This is a genomic window from Rhodopila sp., from assembly GCF_965277165.1.
Taxonomy (GTDB): Bacteria; Pseudomonadota; Alphaproteobacteria; order Acetobacterales; family Acetobacteraceae; genus Rhodopila.
Genome location: NZ_CBDICE010000005.1, coordinates 1,277,997 through 1,297,729, shown reverse-complemented (window position 1 = coordinate 1,297,729; position 19,733 = coordinate 1,277,997). Strand labels below are relative to the sequence as shown.

Below are 19,733 nucleotides of genomic sequence, written 5' to 3'. Positions count from 1 at the left end.
CATGCCGACCGAGCTCCGGGGTGGCTGCCATTGCGGCAACCTGCGCCTTCAGGTCCGGCTTCCACGCTCGCCGGCGGATGCGCTGCTGCGCTCCTGCGCGTGCTCGTTCTGCCGCTCCCATGGCACCCGCACGGTCTCCGACCCCGACGGCCAGGCCGACCTTTGGGCGACCGAGTGGGACCTCGTGCAGCGCTACCGCTTCGGCTCGCACACCGCCGATTACCTGCTATGCCGCCAGTGCGGCGTCTATGTCGGGGCGGTGTGTGACACCGCGTCGGGGCGTCGCGCGGTGATCAACACACTCTGCCTCGCCGATCGGGCAGCGTTCGATCAGGACCCGATCCAACCGGACTACGATGGCGAAACCGTCGAGGCCCGATTAGCGAGGCGCGGCCAGAACTGGATGCCGCTGGTCATCCACGATCCCGGCCGATAACCAGGCTGCAACACCGCCGCCGCCCTCACACCCCGGAAAACCAGTTGTAGCCCTGGTTCTCCCAGAACCCGCCGGGGAACGTGTTCGTCACCTCGATCGACTGCAGGTTCTTGGCGCTCTTGAAGCCAAGCTTGATCGGAATGCGCAGCCGTAGCGGCGAGCCCCATTGCGGCGCCAGCGGCTGCTGCTCGAAGTCGAGTGCCAGGATGGTCTGCGGATGCAGCGCGCTGGCCATGTCCAGGCTGGTCGAGTAGCCATCGAAACAACTGAACGCCACGTAGCGCGCCCGTGTATCGGCGCCAACCCGGCGCAGGAAAACGTGCAGCGGCACGCCGCTCCATTGCCCGACCTGGCTCCAGCCCTCGATGCAGATATGGCGGGTGATCTGCGCCTCCTGTGGCAGCGAGCGCAGCTTGTCCACGTTCCACGGAGCCTTGTCGGCGACCAGGCCGGCAACCTCGAACCGCCAGACGGCGGGATCGACCTGGCGAACCTGCCATTCCGGATAATACGCGTTGAACCGGAACGGATGGCTGATCGCGCTGGCCGGATAGGTTTCCGCCATCCGGGTCGGACTGAACAACGCCGCCTGCACCCGGTCGTTGAACCGCAGCATGGCCCACAGCGCCGCGTCCACCCCGGAATGCGTGCTCAGGTCGCAGCCGGTCAACAGCGCCAGCGACCCCAATGACAGGCTGCCGCGCAACAACCCGCGCCGGCGCAACCGGTCCAGGTCCGGCTTGATGTCGGCGGCGCTGACCGATGGGCGGGTCATGGTGCCGTCTCCCGCTTCACCACTTCCCCCGTCGCCACCTCCCCCACCGCCACGCCGTCCGCCAACATCGGGGCCGCCACCGCGGGGTCCGTCGCCACGCCCGCGACCATCGACACCAGGGTTCGCGGGTAGATCGCCACCAAAACGACATGGACGATGACGAAGCCGACGATCAGCCCCATCATCGCCAGGTGGATGCCGCGCGCTACCGGATAGCCTCCGAACAACCCGGTCAGCCAGCCAAGCTGCACCGGTTTCCAGATCGACAGTCCGGTGGCGATCGCCAGCAGGATGGCAACGATCACCCCGTCATACAGCAGCCGCTGCACCGCATTGTAATATCCCAGCCGATGCGGCAGGCGAAACCGCGCCGCTCGGCCCAGATCGGCGATCACCTCGCCCGGCCTCGGTGCCGACAGATGGCGGCGGAAGTGGCCCGAAGCGAACCCGTAACACAGATACGCCAGCCCGTCGGCGAACAGCAGCCACATGGCGGCGATGTGCCAGGCAATGCCCCCGGCCAGCCAGCCACCCAGCGTCATCCACGGCGGAAACTCGAACGGCAGGCTGGGTGAGGCATTGTAGATCTGCCAACCGCTCAGGATCATGCAGCCGATCGCGTAAACCCCGACCCAGTGCATCACCCTGATCGGCCATGGATGCGCCGCCCGTCCGCTCGCATGATGTTTTGGCAAGATCACATCCTCCTGATGGGGTGAGCCTCCCCGTATGGTCACATAAGCACTCGCGGAAACACCGCCAAACCGAAGGAAAACATTAATGAACCGAATACTCGGGCTCACCCTGGCAGCCACCACCGCACTTTCGGTTTCGGCATTCGCGGCTCCGACGCACGAGCGGGTTCGCGGCACGGTGTCCGAGATCGGCAGCGACAGCCTGACCGTTCATACCGAAGCCGGCACCGATGTCCCGATCGTCTTGGGCAGCAGCACGAAATACCTGCAAGTGATGAAATCGAGCCTCAACAATATCGAAAAGGACAGCTACATCGGCACCGCGACCAAAAGCGTCGGCTCGATGCTGGTGGCGCTCGAGGTCGTGATCTTCCCCCCCGCGATGCGGGGCACCGGGGATGGCCATTATGCCTGGGATGAGCTGCCCGATACCACCGTGGCCGGAGGCGCCAAGACCGCGAGCGCAATGACCAACGGCAACGTCGCCGCGGTGACCAAGTCGTCCGCCACACCCGAGGTGAACAGTACGATGACCAACGGCAACGTCGCCACCGAGTCGTCGAAAAACGGCGCCAAGCAACTAACCGTTACCTATAAGGGCGGCCAGAAGACCATCCTGGTGCCGCCGACCGCACCGATCGTGACCTTCAAGCCGGGCACCATGTCCGAAGTAACCAAGGGTGCCACGGTCTTCGTCAATGCGACGAAAGACGGCGACAAGACGATGGCCAACGCGGTCGTCGTCGGCGCCAACGGCGTGAAGCCGCCAATGTAGCTCCTGCCTCCGAAGTTCGCCGCACTATGCGTCGGACTTGGGAGACAGCAGCGATCCAGCGATCCAGCGCAGGACCGAACCGAGCGGGGGCCTATAGCCCCCGCTTACGGCCCGACAAACGCTCCGCCGTTCACATCCAGGATCGCACCCGACAGGTAACTGGCGGCCGAGGTGCACAGAAACGCGATCGGCCATGCCAGTTCCTCCGGCCGCCCGATGCGGCCCATCGGCAGCGTCGGTCCAAGGTTGTAGCCGCGCGTCATCGGCGTCTCCACCGGCCCGGGCGCCACCGCGTTCACCAGTACCCCGCGTCCTACCGCGTTGCGCGACAGCCATTTCACCAGCGTGTGCAGCGCGCCTTTCGATGCGGCGTAATCCGGCGGCGTGGTCAGCGAAGTGCCACCAGTCTTGCCCGCCACCGACCCGACCAAGGCAATATGGCCGCCGCCCTGGGCCGCCATGTGCTCGACCGCCGCCGTCGCCAACTGCAGCGGTACCCGGACGTTGATATCCATCACCCGGTGAAACCGATCATGCCAGCCCGGGTCCTCGGTCCACGGCTTGGCGTCCAGGATCGCGGCGCAATGGGCCACCGCATGAACCCGGTCCGCCGCGAACAATGAGGCGACGAATGCGTCCTCGCTCAGGTCGCCCCGCATCGCTCGGCATGCGCCGCCCGCCGCCTCGACGTCGTCGCGCGTCATCTCCATCGGATCGCGGTCCGCCAGCAACAGTTCCGCCCCGAGCTGGCCCAGCACGATCGCGGTCGCCCGTCCAATTCCGCTCGCCGCGCCGGTCACCAGGGCCCGTTTGCCCTGCATCGACAGCGCGGCGGGTAGTGTAATGTTTGCCATCCCGGCCTCCTCGTAAAGTATGACCGCGACTGTGGGCGGAAAGCCCAAGGCGCGCGAATCACGCGACAGCTCCAGGCGCCTTGTCGCGATAGACCCGCCTGTATGAAATTCTGTCCATCGCAGTGAATGCAGATGGTTCCGATTGACCTGACGCGGCCCGCTCCATAGCTTCCGGACCATGTCCGATACAGTCCGCAATACGTTGGCCGATATCCCAAAGGGATGGCCGTTCGAGGAGGCGCGGAAAGTAGCCCTTCGCCTCGCCGCATCGGGCAAGCATACGGCTCTGTTCGAAACCGGCTACGGCCCGTCCGGCCTGCCCCATATCGGAACCTTCGGCGAGGTCGCCCGCACCACCTGGGTGCGCAACGCCTTCAGCGAAATCACCGGCCTGCCGTCAAGACTGCTGGCGTTCAGCGACGACATGGACGGCCTGCGCAAAGTGCCCGACAACATCCCCAACCGCGACCTGCTGACGCCGCACCTTGGCAAGCCGCTGACCCGGATCCCCGACCCGTTCGGCACCCACGACAGCTTCGGTGCCCACAACAACGCCCGGCTGCGCGCGTTCCTCGATTCCTTCGGCTTCGAATACGAATTCGCCTCCTCCAGCGAATATTACAAGGCCGGACGCTTCGACGCCGCCTTGCTGCGGGTGCTGCAATGCTACGACGCGATCATGGCCGCCACGCTGCCCACGCTGCGCGCCGAACGCCAAGCCACCTATTCACCCATCCTGCCGATTCACCCCCAGACCGGCATCGTCATGCAGGTTCCGATGCAGCATGTGGACCCGGCCGCCGGCACGGTGGCCTGGCAAGACCCTGCCAGCGGCGAGCGCTTCGAAACCTCGGTCAAGGCCGGCGCCTGCAAGCTGCAATGGAAGGCCGATTGGGCGATGCGCTGGTTTGCGCTGTCCGTCGACTACGAAATGTCCGGCAAGGACCTGGCCGATTCGGTCAAGCTGTCTGGGCGGATCTGCCGCATCCTCGGCGGCCAGCCGCCGCAGGGCATGACCTATGAACTGTTCCTTGATCAGCACGGCCAGAAAATCAGCAAGTCCAAGGGCAACGGGCTGTCGGTCGAGGACTGGCTGACCTACGCCCCCAACGAATCACTGGCGCAGTTCATGTTCAACCAGCCGCAGCGCGCCAAGCGGCTGTATTTCGACGTCATCCCCAGGGCGGTCGACGAATATGTCGCCAACACCGCTACACTCTTGCAAGATACCGGCTTGCAAGATGCCGGCTTGCAAGATGGCGGGGCCGAAACCGCGATGCCCGTCGCGGCCGCACAGGGATCCGACCGCAGAACCAATCCGGCCTGGCACATCCACGCCGCCCGCCCGCCCGACCATGCTGGTAGCCCGATCTCGTTCGGCATGCTGCTCAACCTCGCCAGCGTGGTGAACGCCGACTCGCCCGACATCCTTTGGGGCTTCATCCGACGCTACGTCCCTGGCGCCAGTCCCGAAACCCAGCCGTTCCTCGACCGGCTGGTTGGCCACGCGATCGCCTATTACCGGGACTTCGTCCGCCCAGCAAAGCGCTACCGCGACCCCGACCCGATGGAAAAAGCCGCGCTGGAAGACCTCGCCACCACTCTGGCCACGCTGCCCGATGCCGCCGCCGAAACCATCCAGAACACGGTCTTCGCGGTCGGCAAGCGCCATCCGTTCGCCGATCTGCGGAGCTGGTTCGGCTGCCTCTACCAGGTCCTGCTTGGCCAGTCCGAGGGTCCCCGCTTCGGCGGCTTCGTCGCCCTGTATGGCGTCCCGGAGACGATCGCGCTGATCCACGCCGCGCTCGCCCGCAGAGCGGACGCGGCCTGACGGATGGTGGCCTGACGGTGACGGCGAACCGGCGGACCGCGGTCAAAAGCTGGGCTCGTCATGCGCCCGCCGCATTGGGCGTCGTGCTGCTGATCGGTGCGATCTACGTGGTCCAGCGGGAGTTCCGCCACCTGCGCCTTAAGGACATCGGCGCGGCGCTGTCGGCGATCCCGGTCCACGCCTTGGTGTTCGCCTTCAGCTGGACAATCCTGTCCTACTTTATTCTGACCTTCTATGACCGCCTGGGCACCATCTATGCCGGCCATAGAGTGTCTTATGGGCGCGTGGCGTTCGCCTCGTTCTGCGCCTATTCCCTGTCACACAACCTGGGTTTCGCTGCGATTTCGGGCGCCGCGGTGCGCTATCGCCTGTACGCCCACTGGGGCCTGACCCCGCTGCAGATCGGCAAGACCGTGGCGTTCTGCAGCCTGACCTTCGCCCTGGGCGGAATGGTGCTGGGCGGCGCGATCCTGTTTGTGGAACCGCGTGCCATCCCGTTCTTCGGCCAGCACCTTCCGGCCATTGCAATGTGGGGCGTCGGCGCGTTGCTGTGGGCGGTCGTCCTCGGCTACGTCACGCTGGCCCGGGTGTTCGGCCGCGTCCGGCTGTTCGGCCACGACATCGAGCTGCCCGGCTGGCGCATGGCGATCGTCCAGGTGCTGCTCGCCACCGTCGATGTCGCGGTCACCGCGACCATCTTCTTCGCCCTGCTGCCGCACGCCCCGGGCCTGACCTGGCTGATCTTCCTGGGCGTTTATGTCTCCTGCTACACCGCCGGCCTGGCCGCCAACCTGCCCGGCGGCATCGGTGTGTTCGACACCGCGATGCTGTTCGGGCTGTCGCCGTACATGAGCGCGCCGCACATCATCGGCGCCATCCTGGTGTTCCGCCTCTATTACTATGTCATCCCGCTGTTCCTCGCCGGCTCCTTGTTCGCTGGCAACGAGATCCTGCTGCGCGGTGGCGGTCTGCTGCGACACTTCAACCGCCTGCCGCCGGTGCAGGCGATCGGCCGCTGGAGCGAACCCGATTTCGCCGTCACCGCCGCCACCGGCGCGGTCGGCCTGTGTGGCGTGCTGCTGCTGTGCCTCGGCGTGCTGGCGCCGCAGGCGGATTTCACCTGGATCGACCCGGACTTCGGAGATTTCGCCAGGCAGGCCGGCCAGTTCGTGCCGTCATTGATCGGCGCCGGCCTGGTGATGATGGCGCTGGGCCTGTCGCACCGGGTCAACCTGGCCTGGGGCCTGACCATTTTCCTGCTAGTGCTGGGCGCGGCCTTCACCGCCACACAGGACAACCGGCTCTGGGTCGCCGGCATACTTGTGCTCACCATCCTGCTGCTGGCGCCGTTCCGAGCCTGCTTCTATCGCCACCCGCATCTGATGACCGGGCCGTTGCAGCCCGGCAGCGCCTTGACCCTCGCCTTGCTCGGGCTGTGCCTGTTCTCGCTGGCAATTACCCGGCCGCGAACCCGCCTGCTGGAGAACAACGCGTTCTGGGCGGTGGTCATCTCTCGCGATTTGCCCAACACCGTGCGGCTGACCGTCGCCATCGCGGTACTTTTGGGGCTGACCGCGATCTGGCTGCTGCTGCGACCTGGCCGCGTCCACTACCTGCCGTGGGACGGCAACGCCCGCCAACTGTTGTTAGGCATGGGCGGCCGCCTCGTCCAAGCCGCCGATGGCGTCGTACTCGGCGAATCCGCCCGCGCGGCGATCCCGTTCCGCCGCTGCGGCCGGGTCCTGCTGGGCCTTGGCGACCCCGTCGGCGACGACACTGACCGGATCTCGGCGATCTGGCGGCTGCGGGACCTGGCGCAACAAGAGGGTCTGGATGCCGCCGTCTGGCATGCCGGACCCGACCTGCTGAAGGTCTACGGCGATCTCGGCCTGACCGCCCTGCCGCTGGGGCCCGACGGCCTGCCGCTTCCGGAATCCGAGGGCGACACGCCGGTCGCCGAGCAATACCTGGTGTGCAAGGCCGAGCGCGACCTTAATCTGCTGCTGCCGGTGCTGCCGAACCTCGCGCAAGGTCTGCGTACCGGCGTTGCCGCCGCCGTCTGACGCATCGGCGCCCGGAATCCGATCCCCAGACAGTTCCAAGGCGATCCGCCACGAAACCCGAAATTCGGCGCCGAATCAGTCCTCTACTACGAGCCTCCCGGAACGCGACGATACTTGCCACGACAAAGTCAAAAAGAACTTTCAATCTCGGCGGTTTTTCTCCCGATTCGCTATGGGCGAAATCCATCGCAGCCGATATAGTGCGCTGTCTGTCGTGAAGATTTAGTGTGAGGCTGGTAATATCCTGCACCGGCCATGCCTTTGAAACCGCCCGACGGGAGCAAACCGGCGATCTTGCCGCGACAGCGGCATCGGTCGCATTGAACAACGCTTATGATAAAAGGGACGATTTTCTCTTGAACATGACCAACCGTGGCCGCGGACGCCCAAGCCGGCGGCGCGGCTTCGATGATGACTTCAGCTTCGATCGTGCCCCGCCAGGCGACATGCCGCGGCCCGCACCATCCTGGCCCTCCTCCGCCGGTTTCGGTCCCGAACACGACGCCACCGTCAAGTGGTTCAATCCCGAGAAGGGATTCGGCTTCGTGGCGCTTTCCGATGGCTCCGGCGACGCATTCCTGCATGCCAACACCCTGAACCAGTCCGGGCACAGCGCGGTCAGTCCAGGGGCGACGCTGCGGGTGCGGATCGGTCAAGGCCAGAAGGGCCGCCAGGTGTCGGAGGTGATCTCGGTAGATGAAAGCACCGCGACACCCACTGCCGGACGCGGCGCGGGTGCCTCCCGCACCGGCGGCTTCGGTGGCCCAGGCGGCGGCGGCCCAGGCGGCGGCTACGGCGATCGACCCAGCGCTCCTCGCCGCGGTCCCCCGACCGGCCCGGCCGTGGAAATGCAGGGTATTGTCAAGTGGTATAATGCAACCAAGGGCTTCGGCTTCGTCGCCCCGGCCGAAGGCGGCAAGGACGTTTTCGTCCACGCCTCCGCCCTGCAGCGCGCCGGCGTCATGCAACTTGCCGAAGGCCAGACCATCTGGATGGATGTCGTCCAGGGTGCCAAGGGGCCAGAGGCGGCTTCTATCCGAACCGACTGACCAAATCCGTTTGCAAAGATCCGAAAAGACCCGGCGGCGAAGATCTCGTCCCGGGTCTTTTGCCTCGCCGGGCTTTTCCTTGGCTCCTTGATGCGCCATCCTGGGTCTGCGCCATTCTGTCGAACCCGCCCTAGGAGAACCGCCCATGCCACCGATTGTCGCGGTCATCGCCCCGGGCATGATGGGAAGTGCGGTCGCCAAACGACTGACCTCCGCCGGTGCCCAGGTGCGCACCTTGCTAACCGGCCGTTCCGCCGCCACCATGGCCCGCGCCCAAGCCGCCGGAATGGCCGCCGCGTCCCTCGGTCAGATCGCCGAGGCCGATTTCATCCTCTCGATCGTGCCGCCGGGACAGGCGCTCGCTCTGGCCGAGACCCTGGTGCCGGCGATGCGCGCCGCCGCCCGCAAGCCGATCTACCTCGATTGCAACGCGGTCAGCCCCGATACGGTGCTGCGGATCGCTGATGTGGTCCGGGACTCAGGCGCCGGCTTCGTCGATGGCGGTATCATCGGACCGCCGCCCGACCTCGATTCCAGCAAGACCCGGATCTACCTGTCCGGGCCGGATGCAGCCAAAGTCACCGTCCTGCAGCAATACGGCCTGTCGATGCCGGTGCAGCCCGGCCCGATCGGCGCGGCGTCGGCTATGAAGATGTCCTATGCCGGGATCACCAAGGGCTTCACCGCCTTGGGCGCCACCATGATGCTGGCCGCCACCCGCGCCGGCACTGCCGAGGCGTTGATCGCCGAGATGCGGGTCAGCCAGCCGGCACTGCTGAAATGGCTGACCGCGCAAATGCCCAAGATGCACAGCAAGGCGTATCGTTGGGTCGCCGAGATGGAAGAGATCGCCGCTTTCGTCGGACCCGACCAGACCGGCGACGGTTTCTACCAGTCCGCCGCTCGGCTGTATCGGCGCATCGCCGACGACTTCGACGGCCCACGCAGCGAAACCAAGGCGCTGGACGCGTTCTGCGACAAGTCGAACTGAACCCTGAAATCCGTCAGCCGCGCCCTGCGCGCTCAACAGCCTCGACGATCAGCGCCTTCGCCTCGGCTGCGTCACCCCAGCCCTGCAGCTTCACCCATTTGCCCTCCTCGAGATCCTTGTAGTGCTCGAAGAAATGCTGGATCTGCACCACCGTTATCGATGGCAGGTCGGTATAGTTATGCACGTTGACATAGCGCTGGGTCAGTTTGGCTGACGGCACCGCAATGATCTTCTCGTCGCCGCCGCTCTCGTCCATCATTTTCAGCACGCCGACCGGACGGACGTTGATCACCGCACCGGGAACGATCGGCCGGGTGTTCGCCACCAGCACGTCGATCGGGTCGCCATCATCGGACAGCGTGTGCGGCACGAAACCGTAGTTCCCCGGATAGCGCATCGGCGTGTAGAGGAACCGATCGACCACCAGAGTGCCTGCCTCCTTGTCCATCTCATACTTGATCGGCTCGCCGCCGATGGCGACCTCGATGATCACGTTGACATCCTGCGGCGGGTTCTTGCCGATCGCGATGGCGTCGATGCGCATGACCCTGTGTCCCTGATCCTAACCAGCGATCCGTTCGATATCCGCCCCACAGGCGGCGAGCTTGCGTTCGACCGTCTCGTAGCCGCGATCCAGATGATACACCCGGCTGACGATCGTGTCGCCCTGGGCTGCCAGCCCGGCCAGAATTAGCGACAGCGACGCACGCAGATCGGTCGCCATCACCGGCGCCCCGGACAACCCCCCCACACCGCGCACGATCGCCGAGGCACCGTGCACGTTGATCCGCGCCCCCATCCGGTTCAGTTCCGGCACGTGCATGAAGCGGTTCTCGAAAATCGTCTCGGTCACCATCGACGCGCCCTCGGCCACCGCCATCAGCGCCATGAACTGAGCCTGCATGTCGGTCGGGAACCCCGGATACGGCTCGGTCATTACGTCGGCGCCGTGCAATCCGTTCAGTCGCCGCACCATCAGCCCATCCGCCTGCTCCTCGATGTCCACGCCGGCCTCGCGCAGGATCCGCACCGTGGCGCCCAGATGATCCAGCCGCGCGCCGCGCAGGAACACCGACCCGCCCGAGATCGCCGCCGCGCAGGCATAGCTGCCGGTCTCGATGCGATCGGGAATGATCGCGTGTTCAGCGCCCCCCAGGCGCTCGACGCCCTCGATAGTCAGGGTGTCGCTGCCGATACCCTCGATCCTGGCGCCCATCGCCACCAGCCCCGCGGCAAGGTCGCCGATTTCGGGCTCGCGCGCCGCGTTGGCCAGCACGGTGCGGCCTTCGGCCAGGGACGCCGCCATCATCAGGTTTTCAGTCGCGCCGACCGATACGAACGGGAACACGATGGTGGCGCCTTTCAGCCGACCCCGCACCCGAGCATCGATGTAGCCGCTTTCCAGCACGATGCGGGCGCCGAGCTGCTCCAGCCCCTTCAGGTGCAGGTCGATCGGGCGCGCGCCGATGCCGCAACCACCGGGCAGCGAAACCCGAGCCTCGCCCACCCGCGCCAGCAGAGGGCCTAGCACCAGGAACGATGCGCGCATCTTGCGCACGATGTCGTACGGCGCCTCGCTGTTCCTGATCGCCCCACCCAGCGACAGGGTTCGGCCGTCCTCGGTCAGCGGATCCACCGCGATGCCATGCTGGGCCAGCAGCAGCGTCATGGTCCGCACGTCCGCCAGCATGGGCACGTTGGACAGCGTCAACCGCTGGTCAGTCAGCAGGCCGGCGGCCATCAACGGCAGCGCGGCGTTCTTGGCGCCCCCGACCCTGATCTCACCGGACAACGGGCGGCCGCCGCGAATTCGAATTCGGTCCATCGACATCCTTGCCGGTTACATCCTCGGCAGCGCGGTGCCTCGCTGCCCCATATACTTGCCCGCCTTGTCGGCATAGCTGGTCTCACAGGCCTCGTTGCCTTGTAGAAACAGAAACTGGCAGATCCCCTCATGCGCATGGATCTTGGCCGGCAGCGGGGTGGTATTGCTGATCTCGATGGTGACCTGGCCCTCCCATTCGGGCTCCAGCGGCGTCACGTTCACAATGATACCGCAACGAGCATAGGTGGACTTGCCCAGGCAGATCACCAGCACGTCGCGCGGGATACGGAAATACTCCACCGTATGTCCCAGCGCGAAGCTGTTCGGCGGGATGATGCAGGTATCGGTCTTGCGGTCCACGAAGCTTGTCGCCGAGAACGCCTTTGGATCGACCACCGCGGAGTCGATGTTGGTGAAGATCTTGAAGTCATCGGCGATCCGAGCGTCGTAGCCGTAGCTGGACAGGCCATAGCTGATAACGCCATCGCGCTTCTGCGACTCGACGAACGGTTCGATCATGCCGTGGTGGTGCGCCATCCGGCGGATCCATCGATCGGACAGCACAGGCATCGCGGCGGCGGCTCCGTTCTGGTTGCGGCACGCTTGGTCCTAACCCGAATGTCGGCCGCGCCGCAAACAAGATGTAACACCCCGACCCTCGCCGCATCCGGCCTTGGGTTCACAACCCCGCCCGACCCGCCTAGCTTCGCCGCCTTCACATCCAGGAGGAAACGATGCCAGGCATGATGCAGGGTAAGGTCGCTGTGGTCACCGGGGCCGGCGGCGGAATTGGTCGCGAGATTGCGCTGATGATGGCCGCCGCCGGCGCCAAGGTGATCGTCGCCGACATCGGCGCCTCACTGACCGGCGAGGGTGGGTCCGCCAGCCCGGCCGAACAGACCAAGCAGCTGATCGAGCAGAAAGGCGGCGTCGCCGAAATCTGCACCGAATCGGTCGCCGCCTGGGGTTCCGCGCAAAAGATCGTCCAGGCCGCGCTCGATCATTTCGGCCGCATCGACGCCGTGGTCAACAACGCCGGCATCCTGCGCGACGTCATCTTCCACAAGATGACCGAGGACGACTGGCTCTCGGTTATCGCCGTCCACCTCAATGGCAGCTTCTTCGTCTCCCGCGCCGCCGCGGAACACTACCGGAAGCAGGAAAGCGGCACCTTCGTGCACATGAGCAGCACGTCGGGCCTGATCGGCAATTTCGGCCAGGCCAACTATTCCGCCGCCAAGCTGGGCATGACCGCGCTATCCAAGTCGATCGCGCTCGACATGCAGCGCTACCACGTGCGATCCAACTGCATCGCCCCGTTCGCCTGGAGCCGGATGACCAGTTCGATCCCCGCCACCACGCCGGAGCAGCAGGCTCGGGTGGCCAAGATCCAGCAGATGACGCCGGACAAGAACGCGCCGATGGCGATATATCTGTCGTCCGACGCCTCGAAAGGCGTCACCGGCCAGGTGTTCGGCTGCCGGATGAACGAAATGATCCTGTTCAGCTCGCCGCGCCCGATCCGCATCGTGCATCGTGCAGACGGCTGGACGCCTGAGGCCATCGCCGAACACTGTATCCCGGCGATGAAGGCGGCGTTCATGCCGCTCGATCGCTCCGGCGAGGTGTTCGGCTGGGATCCGCTGTAAGGCGCCTTGATGGGCAGAGCGACCAGGCTGGCGCGACGATGACGCGACAGCCTGGAAGCGCGCCACGTCTTTATTATGCATGACCCACCTGCCGTGAACGTTCCGCGCAAGCCGCGATTAGGCTCCGCTGTGTCCGGCGACAACCCGCTCACCAACCAGACCCCCGTCAGGCCCGAAAAGCTCTGGCTGGTGCTCGCCGGCCTGATGCTGGCGCTGATGCTGGCGGCGCTGGACCAGAACATCGTCGCCACCGCCCTGCCCAGGATCGTCATCGACCTCGGCGGCCTCGGCCATTTGTCCTGGGTGGTGACCGCGTTCATGGTCGCCTCGACGATGACCACGCCGCTCTACGGCAAGCTCAGCGACATGTTCGGGCGCAAGCCTGCCTTTTTCGTCTCCATAACTATCTTTCTGATCGGCTCCGCGCTGTGCGGCCAGGCACGCGACATCACCGAACTGATCCTGTTCCGCGCCGTGCAGGGCCTGGGTGCCGGCGGCCTTATCGCGCTGTCCCAGACGGTGATCAGCGACCTGGTCTCGCCGCGCGAACGAGGCCGCTATCAGGGTCTGTTCGCCGGCGTGTTCGCCACCTGCAGCGTGGCCGGCCCGCTGCTTGGCGGTCTGATCACAGACGCCTTGTCCTGGCACTGGATTTTCTACGTCAACCTGCCGATCGGCGCGGCCGCCATGGCGCTGATCGGCATCGGCCTGCGCCACCGCCCCAGGCGAGTGGTGCACAAGGTCGATTATTTCGGCGCGCTGTTGCTCAGCCTGGCAACCTGCAGCGGCCTGCTGGCGCTTAGTTGGGGCGGCAATACCTTTCCGTGGGTCTCCCCGGTCGTCCTTGGACTGGCCGCCACCGCCATCGTTTCGCTCGGGCTGTTGGTGGTCAACGAACGCCGGGCCGCTGAGCCGCTGCTGCCGCCGCGACTGTTCGGCAGCCAGATCTTTGTGCTCAGCGTGCTCGTCATCGGCCTGGCGGCGATGGGCCTGTTCGCCGCGGCGGTGTTCTTGCCGCTGTATTTCCAGCTCGTACAAGGCGCCAGGCCCACCACGGCCGGGTTGCTGATCGCCCCGATGATGGGTGGTGTCATCGTCTCCTCGGTGCTGGGCGGTCGACTGGTGTCGCATACCGGGCATTACAAGCGCCTGGTCACCGCCGGTCTGCTGGTGGCCGCATTCAGCTTCGCCATCCTGGCCTGGAATGCCGGCTCCGGCGGCGGCGTCCCGATCGCCGAGGTCACCCTGGTGACGCTCGGCCTCGGCATCGGCGTGTCGTTTCCCAACCTGACGACCGCGATCCAGAATGCGGTGGATCGCCAGGATCTCGGCGCGGCCACAGCGACCGCGGCGTTCTTCCGCTCGCTGGGAGGTGCCGTGGGCGTCGCCCTGTCGGGCGCCATCCTGACCGCCCGGCTGCAGACCCTGCTGCCCAGCGCGGTTGGCGCCCCGACCGCGGGCGAGGGAATGCCGCAGGCTGACCACGCCACAATGGTGTTCGCCTATCGCCACGCACTTTCGACCACCTTCCTGGCGGGGGCGATCATCGCCTCGATCGCCTGCCTGGTCGTCGCGCTGTCGCCAGAGCGGCCGCTGAGCCCGCGGCGGCCTTGAACGACGCGACCCGAGACCGGCCGATGTTGCCGCAATCTTCGGCAGAATGCGCTTTGCCGCGCCACTCCAACCGCCGGGCCCGCCCCCCGCCCGGACGCCGCCGCCGGCACCGGCCAACCTCAGACTGCGCGCAGGCTGGCCCGCCCCTTGCTTAACTCTTGATTTTCTAGCCTGATTGCATGGGAGCCATGCAGAAAGGGACGCCACAATGATCAGCCGCCATCTCACACGCCGAACCGCAATGCTCTCCGGCACCAGCCTTGCCCTGATCGGCACATTGGGTATCCGTCCCACCTGGGCGGCGGATAAAACGGTGACTGTCGGGCTCGACCTGTCGCTGACCGGCGCCGACGCCGAATCCGCCAAGCGGGTCGAGTACGGCGCGATGATGGCGTTCGACGCGGTCAACGCCAAAGGCGGCGTCAACGGCTACAAGATCGTCGTCACCCCCTACGACGACGGCACCGCCACCGCCGGCCAATATGATCCCGCCCAGGCCGCCACCAACGCCCGCAAAATGGTCTCCGACAAGGCCACCGTCGCGGCGATCGGTCCGCAAATGAGCGGCGCCGGAAAGGCCATGGCGCCGATCCTCAGCGAGGGCGACCTCGCCACCATCACCCCGTCTTCGACCAACCCCGACATAACCGATCCGAAATTCGCCGAGCAGTATCGCCCGGAGGGCAAGGCGATCTACTTCCGCACCGTCGCCACCGATGCCTATCAGGGGCCATACATGGCGAACTATTACGCTGACGTGCTGCACGTTAAGACGGTGTACATACTGGACGACAGCGGCGCCTACGGTGTCGGCTTGGCCGACGCGTTTGAAGCCCAGGCGAAAAAGAAGGGCATCAAGGTTCTCGGCCGCGACCGCCTCGACCCGAAAGCCGCCGACTACACGGCGGTGCTGACCAAGATTAAGTCGCTGAACCCGCAGGCGATCTATTACGGTGGCGTCCTGCAGGCCGGCGTCAAGCTGGCCAAACAGGCTTACGACATTGTGCCGAAGATGATCAAAGGAGGCGGCGACGGCATGCAGGGTCCGGAAATGCTGTCCGCCGTCGGCTACCCCGCCAATGAAGGCTGGTACGCCACCGTCGCCTCACCGCATGTCACCGAGGAAGCCAAAACCGCTGACTGGGTCAAGGCCTACAAGGCGAAATACCATGTCGATCCCGACGACTACGCGGTCACCGCCTACGATGCCGCCCTGGTCATCATCGCCGCCATCAAGCAGGTCACCGACGGTGGCAAGGCACCGACCCGCGCCGCCGTGCGCGACGCGATCCAGGCGGTGAAAGTCAGCACACTGCAAGGCCCGGTCTCATTCGACGCCAACGGCGACCTGCAGGACAAGACTATCAGCGTGTTCCAGATCAGGCAGGACAAGAGCATTCCGGCCGACGATATGCGGCAGTACCACTACATCGGCGTCGCCCCGTCGGCCTGATCGCCACCCGTGTCGTTCTCCGACCTGCTGCTGCAGCAGACCATCAACGGACTGAGCCTGGGGGCGATGTACTCGCTGCTCGCCCTCGGCTTTACTTTGGTCTATGGCATCCTCGAACTGATCAACTTCGCCCACTTCAACGTCTTCATGGTCGGCAGCTTCGTCGGCATGTGGACGCTGCAACTGATGGGCATCAATGGCCAGGCAGTGACGATGACCGGGCTGCCGCTGATCGGCGTCATGCTGGTGGCTCTGATCGTCACCATGCTGTCGTCGGGCGTGCTTGGCGTGGTGATCGAACGCCTGTCGCTGCGCCCGCTGCGCAACGTCAAAGGTCCGGCGGCGATGATCACCACCATCGGCGTGTCCTACGTGCTGTTCAACATCATCCTGCTGCTGGTCGGAGCGGATTCGAAGAACTATCCGAATCCGCTGCCGCCGGTGCAGTGGGCCATCGGTGACGCGGTGCTGAGGCTGCGCGAGGTCCTGATCTGGGCGATCGCCGTGCTGCTGATGCTGGGCCTGCATTTCTTTGTCCAGCGCTCGAAGATGGGCAGGGCGATGCGGGCCACCGCGCAGGACCCCGAAGCCGCCCGCATGATGGGCGTCGAGGTCGATCGCGTCATCATCATCGCTTTCTTCCTGGGATCGGCCCTGGCCGGCGCCGGCGGATTGATCTTCGGCCTGTACTACAATTTCACCAGCTTCATCATCGGCTTCACCGCTGGCCTGCGCGCCTTCACCGCCGCCGTGCTGGGCGGCATCGGCAACGTTCCCGGCGCCATGCTGGGCGGCGTCATCATCGGCCTGATCGAGGCGATGGGCGGCCAGTTCATTGCCACTGCCTGGACCGACGTGATCATCTTCTCGATCCTGGTTCTCGTGCTCGTCTTCCGCCCCGCCGGCCTGCTCGGCCGCGTCGCTCCGAACAAGTCGTGATCCCGCCATGACCGAGTTGCTCAGCCGAATTTCGTTGGCCCGTCGCCAGCAGGGCCTCACCCTACTGGTCGCGATCGCAGCCGTTGCATTCCCGTTGCTACACAATAACGATGCTGACATCGATTCCGCCGCCAACGCAGCCGCTTACGCCATCCTGGCACTCGGCCTCAACATCGTCGTCGGCTTTGCCGGCCTGCTCGATCTCGGCTACGCCGCGTTCTTCGCCATCGGAGCCTACGCCTACGGCATCCTCACCTCGTTCCAGATCATGCCGCACTGGGGTCCGTTCTGGCAGCCGTTCGCCTGGCTCGAATTGGTGCAGCGTGTCCCCAACCCCGGCGGCGACCTGGTCCATTTCAGCGTATCGTTCTGGATCATGCTGCCGGTCTCGGCGCTGATCGCCGCCGGCTTCGGTGTGCTGTTCGGTGCTCCTACCCTGCGGCTGAGCGGCGACTATCTCGCCATCGTCACCCTGGGCTTCGGCGAGATCGTGCCGATCGTCGTGCGCAACGTCGATTCGGTCACCAACGGCGCCGCCGGCCTGAACGGCATCCAGGCGCCGCGGCTGTTCGGCCATAGTTTCGGCGTCACCGCCTTCCCATACTACTACGTCGCCATCGCGCTGGTGGCGCTGCTGATGTTCGTCAGTATCCGCCTGCGGGATTCCAGGATCGGCAGAGCCTGGATGGCGATCCGGGAGGATGAGACTGCAGCCTCGGCGATGGGCGTGGACCGGACCCGCACCAAGCTGCTCGCCTTCGCCATTGGCGCCGCGTTCGCCGGCGCAACCGGCACCTTCTACGTCGCCAAGCTGCAGACCGCGACGCCCGAGATGTTCGGCTTCCCGGTCTCGGTCATGATCCTGGTCATGGTGGTGCTCGGCGGCATGGGCAGCGTCTGGGGTGTCGTCGTCGGCGCGGTGCTGTTGCAACTGCTGCAATCCTGGTTCCTCGAAGACCTTTCCGGCTGGATCCACGACCTTGGCCAGGCGATCAACCAGCCTTGGATGCTGCGTATCGACTTGACCCAGTCGATCGAACTGATCTTCGGCCTGATCCTGGTTTTCATGATGCTGTATCGCCGCGACGGCCTGATCCCCGCCACCCGCAAGCAGTCGGCGCTGACCTTCGAGCAGCAGCACGCCGAAATCCACCGCGGCGGCTTCACCTCGCTGGCCGGCCTCGGTGAATTCGCCCACAGCGGCCACAAGGGTCTGGAAGTCAGTGGCGTCACCGTGCGCTACGGCGGCTTGGTGGCGCTGAACGCAGTCGATCTGACCGTTCCCGCGGGCAGCGTGGTCGCGGTGATCGGGCCGAACGGATCCGGCAAGTCCACCCTGTTCAATGTCATCACCGGTCTGACCCACGCCGATGGCGGCGCCATCCGTTTCAACGGCGAGAACCTGCTGGGGTTGCCCCCGCACCAGATCCTGCGCCGCGGCGTCGCCCGCACCTTCCAGAACATCCGCCTGTTCACCAACCTCTCGGTGCTCGACAACGTTTTGATCGGCCAGCACGCCCGGCTGAAAACTGGGCCCATAGCCGCCGTGTTCCGCCCTCCTGCGACCCGCCGGGAGGAAGCCGCCGCGCGCGACTGGGCCAGCGAAATCCTGGCGCTGTTCGGCAACCGCCTGCTGCCGCGTGCGACTCAGACCGTCAGCCACCTGTCCTACGCCAACCGCCGTCGCGTTGAGATCGCCCGCGCCCTGGCGTCCCGCCCGCACATCCTGCTGCTGGATGAGCCGACCGCCGGAATGAACCCGGCCGAGACCCTGGAACTCGCCGAACAGATCAAGAGCCTGCACGCGCTTGGCCTGACCATCCTGCTGATCGAGCACAAGCTCGACGTCGTCACCCGCCTCGCCAACAAGGTCGTGGTTCTGGATCATGGCGACAAGATCGCCGAAGGCACACCCGACGAGGTGCGCCGAAATGAGGCCGTGCTGCAGGCCTATCTCGGGCGCGGCACCCTGGCCGAGGGCATGGTCGATGCCTGACCTGCTGCGGTTCCAGGACGTCAACACCCATTACGGCGACCTGCACGTGCTGAAGGACGTCAACTACAGCATCGGCGACGGCGAGATCGTTTCCTTGCTCGGCGGCAATGCGTCCGGCAAATCGACCACGATGAAGACCATCATGGGTGTCGTCCGCCCGACCAGCGGTTCAGTGATCTTCGACGGCGCCCCGATCGAAAAAATGTCCACCGCCGAACGCGTCCGCCGTGGCATCGCCCCGGTGCTGGAGGCGCGCCGACTGTTCCCGCGCATGACGGTTTACGAAAATCTCGAGATGGGTGCCTACACCCGCAAGCATGGGCCGGAGTTTGACGAAGATCTTGATCGCGTCTATTCGTTATTTCCTCGTATCAAGGAGCGGTTGAACCAGGTCTCCGGCACACTGTCCGGCGGCGAGCAGCAGATGGTCGCCATCGGCCGAGCGTTGATGGCCCGGCCGAGGCTGATCTGTATGGACGAACCGTCAATGGGTTTGTCACCACTGTACGTAGAGCAGGTGTTCGAGATCATCCGCGCCATCAACCGCCAGGGTACCACGATCTTCATGGTCGAGCAGAACGCCAACATGGCGCTGTCGATCGCCCATCGCGCCTACGTGCTGCAGACCGGAAAGGTCGTGCTGTCCGGTTCAGCCTCGGAACTGCGTCGCGACCCCGCGATCCGCGAGGCCTATCTCGGCGAACTGCAGTTGACCTGATCGGCCACCATCGACAGCCTGGCTCCAGGCGGCCAAGCCCGCCGACACGCCAAGCCTGCGGCCGGCCAAG

18 protein-coding genes are annotated in these 19,733 nt (G+C 65.5%); 12 read left to right on the top strand and 6 right to left on the bottom strand.

From position 1 onward, the window contains the following. The first annotated feature begins 1 nt into the window (after position 1). Positions 2-436 (top strand): hypothetical protein, encoded by a 435-nt coding sequence (locus tag ACQY4Y_RS06665; RefSeq protein ID WP_428489766.1) that lies wholly within the window; start codon positions 2-4, stop codon positions 434-436. A gap of 25 nt (positions 437-461) precedes the next feature. Here ACQY4Y_RS06665 and ACQY4Y_RS06660 read toward each other — a convergent pair whose 3' ends face one another. Together ACQY4Y_RS06660 and ACQY4Y_RS06655 are read right to left on the bottom strand one after the other, a co-directional pair. After that, complete coding sequence (locus ACQY4Y_RS06660) at positions 462-1,211, bottom strand: molybdopterin-dependent oxidoreductase (protein ID WP_428489765.1); 750 nt, start codon at positions 1,209-1,211, stop codon at positions 462-464. Continuing rightward, complete coding sequence (locus ACQY4Y_RS06655; protein WP_428489764.1) at positions 1,208-1,906, bottom strand: cytochrome b/b6 domain-containing protein; 699 nt, start codon at positions 1,904-1,906, stop codon at positions 1,208-1,210. Before ACQY4Y_RS06655 ends, ACQY4Y_RS06660 begins: the two co-directional genes overlap by 4 nt. 85 nt (positions 1,907-1,991) lie before the next feature. Here ACQY4Y_RS06655 and ACQY4Y_RS06650 point away from each other — a divergent pair, with 85 nt between their 5' ends. Then, positions 1,992-2,681 carry a hypothetical protein gene (locus ACQY4Y_RS06650; protein ID WP_428489763.1) on the top strand — a complete coding sequence of 230 codons (690 nt, stop codon included), beginning with the start codon at positions 1,992-1,994 and terminating at the stop codon, positions 2,679-2,681. 104 nt (positions 2,682-2,785) lie between these two features. Here ACQY4Y_RS06650 and ACQY4Y_RS06645 read toward each other — a convergent pair whose 3' ends face one another. Continuing rightward, the gene (locus ACQY4Y_RS06645; protein ID WP_428489762.1) at positions 2,786-3,535 is read right to left on the bottom strand and encodes an SDR family NAD(P)-dependent oxidoreductase; all 750 of its coding nucleotides are present in this window, start codon (positions 3,533-3,535) and stop codon (positions 2,786-2,788) included. A gap of 178 nt (positions 3,536-3,713) precedes the next feature. Here ACQY4Y_RS06645 and ACQY4Y_RS06640 point away from each other — a divergent pair, with 178 nt between their 5' ends. The 4 genes from ACQY4Y_RS06640 to ACQY4Y_RS06625 all read left to right on the top strand — a co-directional run bounded on the left by ACQY4Y_RS06640 (position 3,714) and on the right by ACQY4Y_RS06625 (position 9,469). Continuing rightward, positions 3,714-5,366, top strand: coding sequence for a lysine--tRNA ligase (locus tag ACQY4Y_RS06640; protein ID WP_428489761.1), 1,653 nt, complete (start codon positions 3,714-3,716; stop codon positions 5,364-5,366). A 17-nt stretch (positions 5,367-5,383) separates the two neighbouring features. After that, a complete protein-coding gene (locus ACQY4Y_RS06635; RefSeq protein ID WP_428489760.1) occupies positions 5,384-7,429 on the top strand; it encodes a phosphatidylglycerol lysyltransferase domain-containing protein in 2,046 nt (681 codons plus the stop codon). A 362-nt stretch (positions 7,430-7,791) separates the two neighbouring features. Then, positions 7,792-8,478: a cold-shock protein gene (locus tag ACQY4Y_RS06630; protein WP_428489759.1), complete on the top strand. Its 687-nt coding sequence runs from the start codon at positions 7,792-7,794 to the stop codon at positions 8,476-8,478. Positions 8,479-8,623: 145 nt separating this feature from the next. Continuing rightward, positions 8,624-9,469: a DUF1932 domain-containing protein gene (locus ACQY4Y_RS06625; RefSeq protein WP_428489758.1), complete on the top strand. Its 846-nt coding sequence runs from the start codon at positions 8,624-8,626 to the stop codon at positions 9,467-9,469. Positions 9,470-9,482: 13 nt separating this feature from the next. On the opposite strand, the gene ppa is transcribed toward ACQY4Y_RS06625, so the two are convergent. Genes ppa through dcd form a run of 3 tightly spaced genes read right to left on the bottom strand, consistent with a single transcriptional unit; the run spans position 9,483 to position 11,864 of the window. After that, on the bottom strand, positions 9,483-10,013 hold the full coding sequence (ppa, locus tag ACQY4Y_RS06620) for an inorganic diphosphatase (RefSeq protein ID WP_428489757.1): 531 nt from the start codon (positions 10,011-10,013) through the stop codon (positions 9,483-9,485). A gap of 18 nt (positions 10,014-10,031) precedes the next feature. Continuing rightward, positions 10,032-11,294: a UDP-N-acetylglucosamine 1-carboxyvinyltransferase gene (gene murA, locus ACQY4Y_RS06615; RefSeq protein ID WP_428489756.1), complete on the bottom strand. Its 1,263-nt coding sequence runs from the start codon at positions 11,292-11,294 to the stop codon at positions 10,032-10,034. A gap of 15 nt (positions 11,295-11,309) precedes the next feature. Then, positions 11,310-11,864: a dCTP deaminase gene (dcd, locus tag ACQY4Y_RS06610; protein ID WP_428489755.1), complete on the bottom strand. Its 555-nt coding sequence runs from the start codon at positions 11,862-11,864 to the stop codon at positions 11,310-11,312. 164 nt (positions 11,865-12,028) lie between these two features. Here dcd and ACQY4Y_RS06605 point away from each other — a divergent pair, with 164 nt between their 5' ends. The 6 genes from ACQY4Y_RS06605 (at position 12,029) to ACQY4Y_RS06580 (ending at position 19,663) form a co-directional block, all read left to right on the top strand. Continuing rightward, positions 12,029-12,943 (top strand): SDR family NAD(P)-dependent oxidoreductase, encoded by a 915-nt coding sequence (locus tag ACQY4Y_RS06605; protein ID WP_428489754.1) that lies wholly within the window; start codon positions 12,029-12,031, stop codon positions 12,941-12,943. Between the two features lie 93 nt (positions 12,944-13,036). Beyond that, the gene (locus tag ACQY4Y_RS06600) at positions 13,037-14,557 is read left to right on the top strand and encodes an MDR family MFS transporter (protein WP_428489753.1); all 1,521 of its coding nucleotides are present in this window, start codon (positions 13,037-13,039) and stop codon (positions 14,555-14,557) included. Positions 14,558-14,765: 208 nt separating this feature from the next. Then, entirely contained in the window at positions 14,766-16,010 is a 1,245-nt protein-coding gene (locus tag ACQY4Y_RS06595; RefSeq protein WP_428489752.1) for a branched-chain amino acid ABC transporter substrate-binding protein, read from the top strand. A 9-nt stretch (positions 16,011-16,019) separates the two neighbouring features. After that, positions 16,020-16,949 (top strand): branched-chain amino acid ABC transporter permease, encoded by a 930-nt coding sequence (locus tag ACQY4Y_RS06590; protein ID WP_428489751.1) that lies wholly within the window; start codon positions 16,020-16,022, stop codon positions 16,947-16,949. A 7-nt stretch (positions 16,950-16,956) separates the two neighbouring features. Beyond that, a complete protein-coding gene (locus ACQY4Y_RS06585) occupies positions 16,957-18,945 on the top strand; it encodes an ABC transporter permease subunit (protein ID WP_428489750.1) in 1,989 nt (662 codons plus the stop codon). Next, the gene (locus tag ACQY4Y_RS06580) at positions 18,938-19,663 is read left to right on the top strand and encodes an ABC transporter ATP-binding protein (protein ID WP_428489749.1); all 726 of its coding nucleotides are present in this window, start codon (positions 18,938-18,940) and stop codon (positions 19,661-19,663) included. Before ACQY4Y_RS06585 ends, ACQY4Y_RS06580 begins: the two co-directional genes overlap by 8 nt. Positions 19,664-19,733 lie beyond the last annotated feature (70 nt).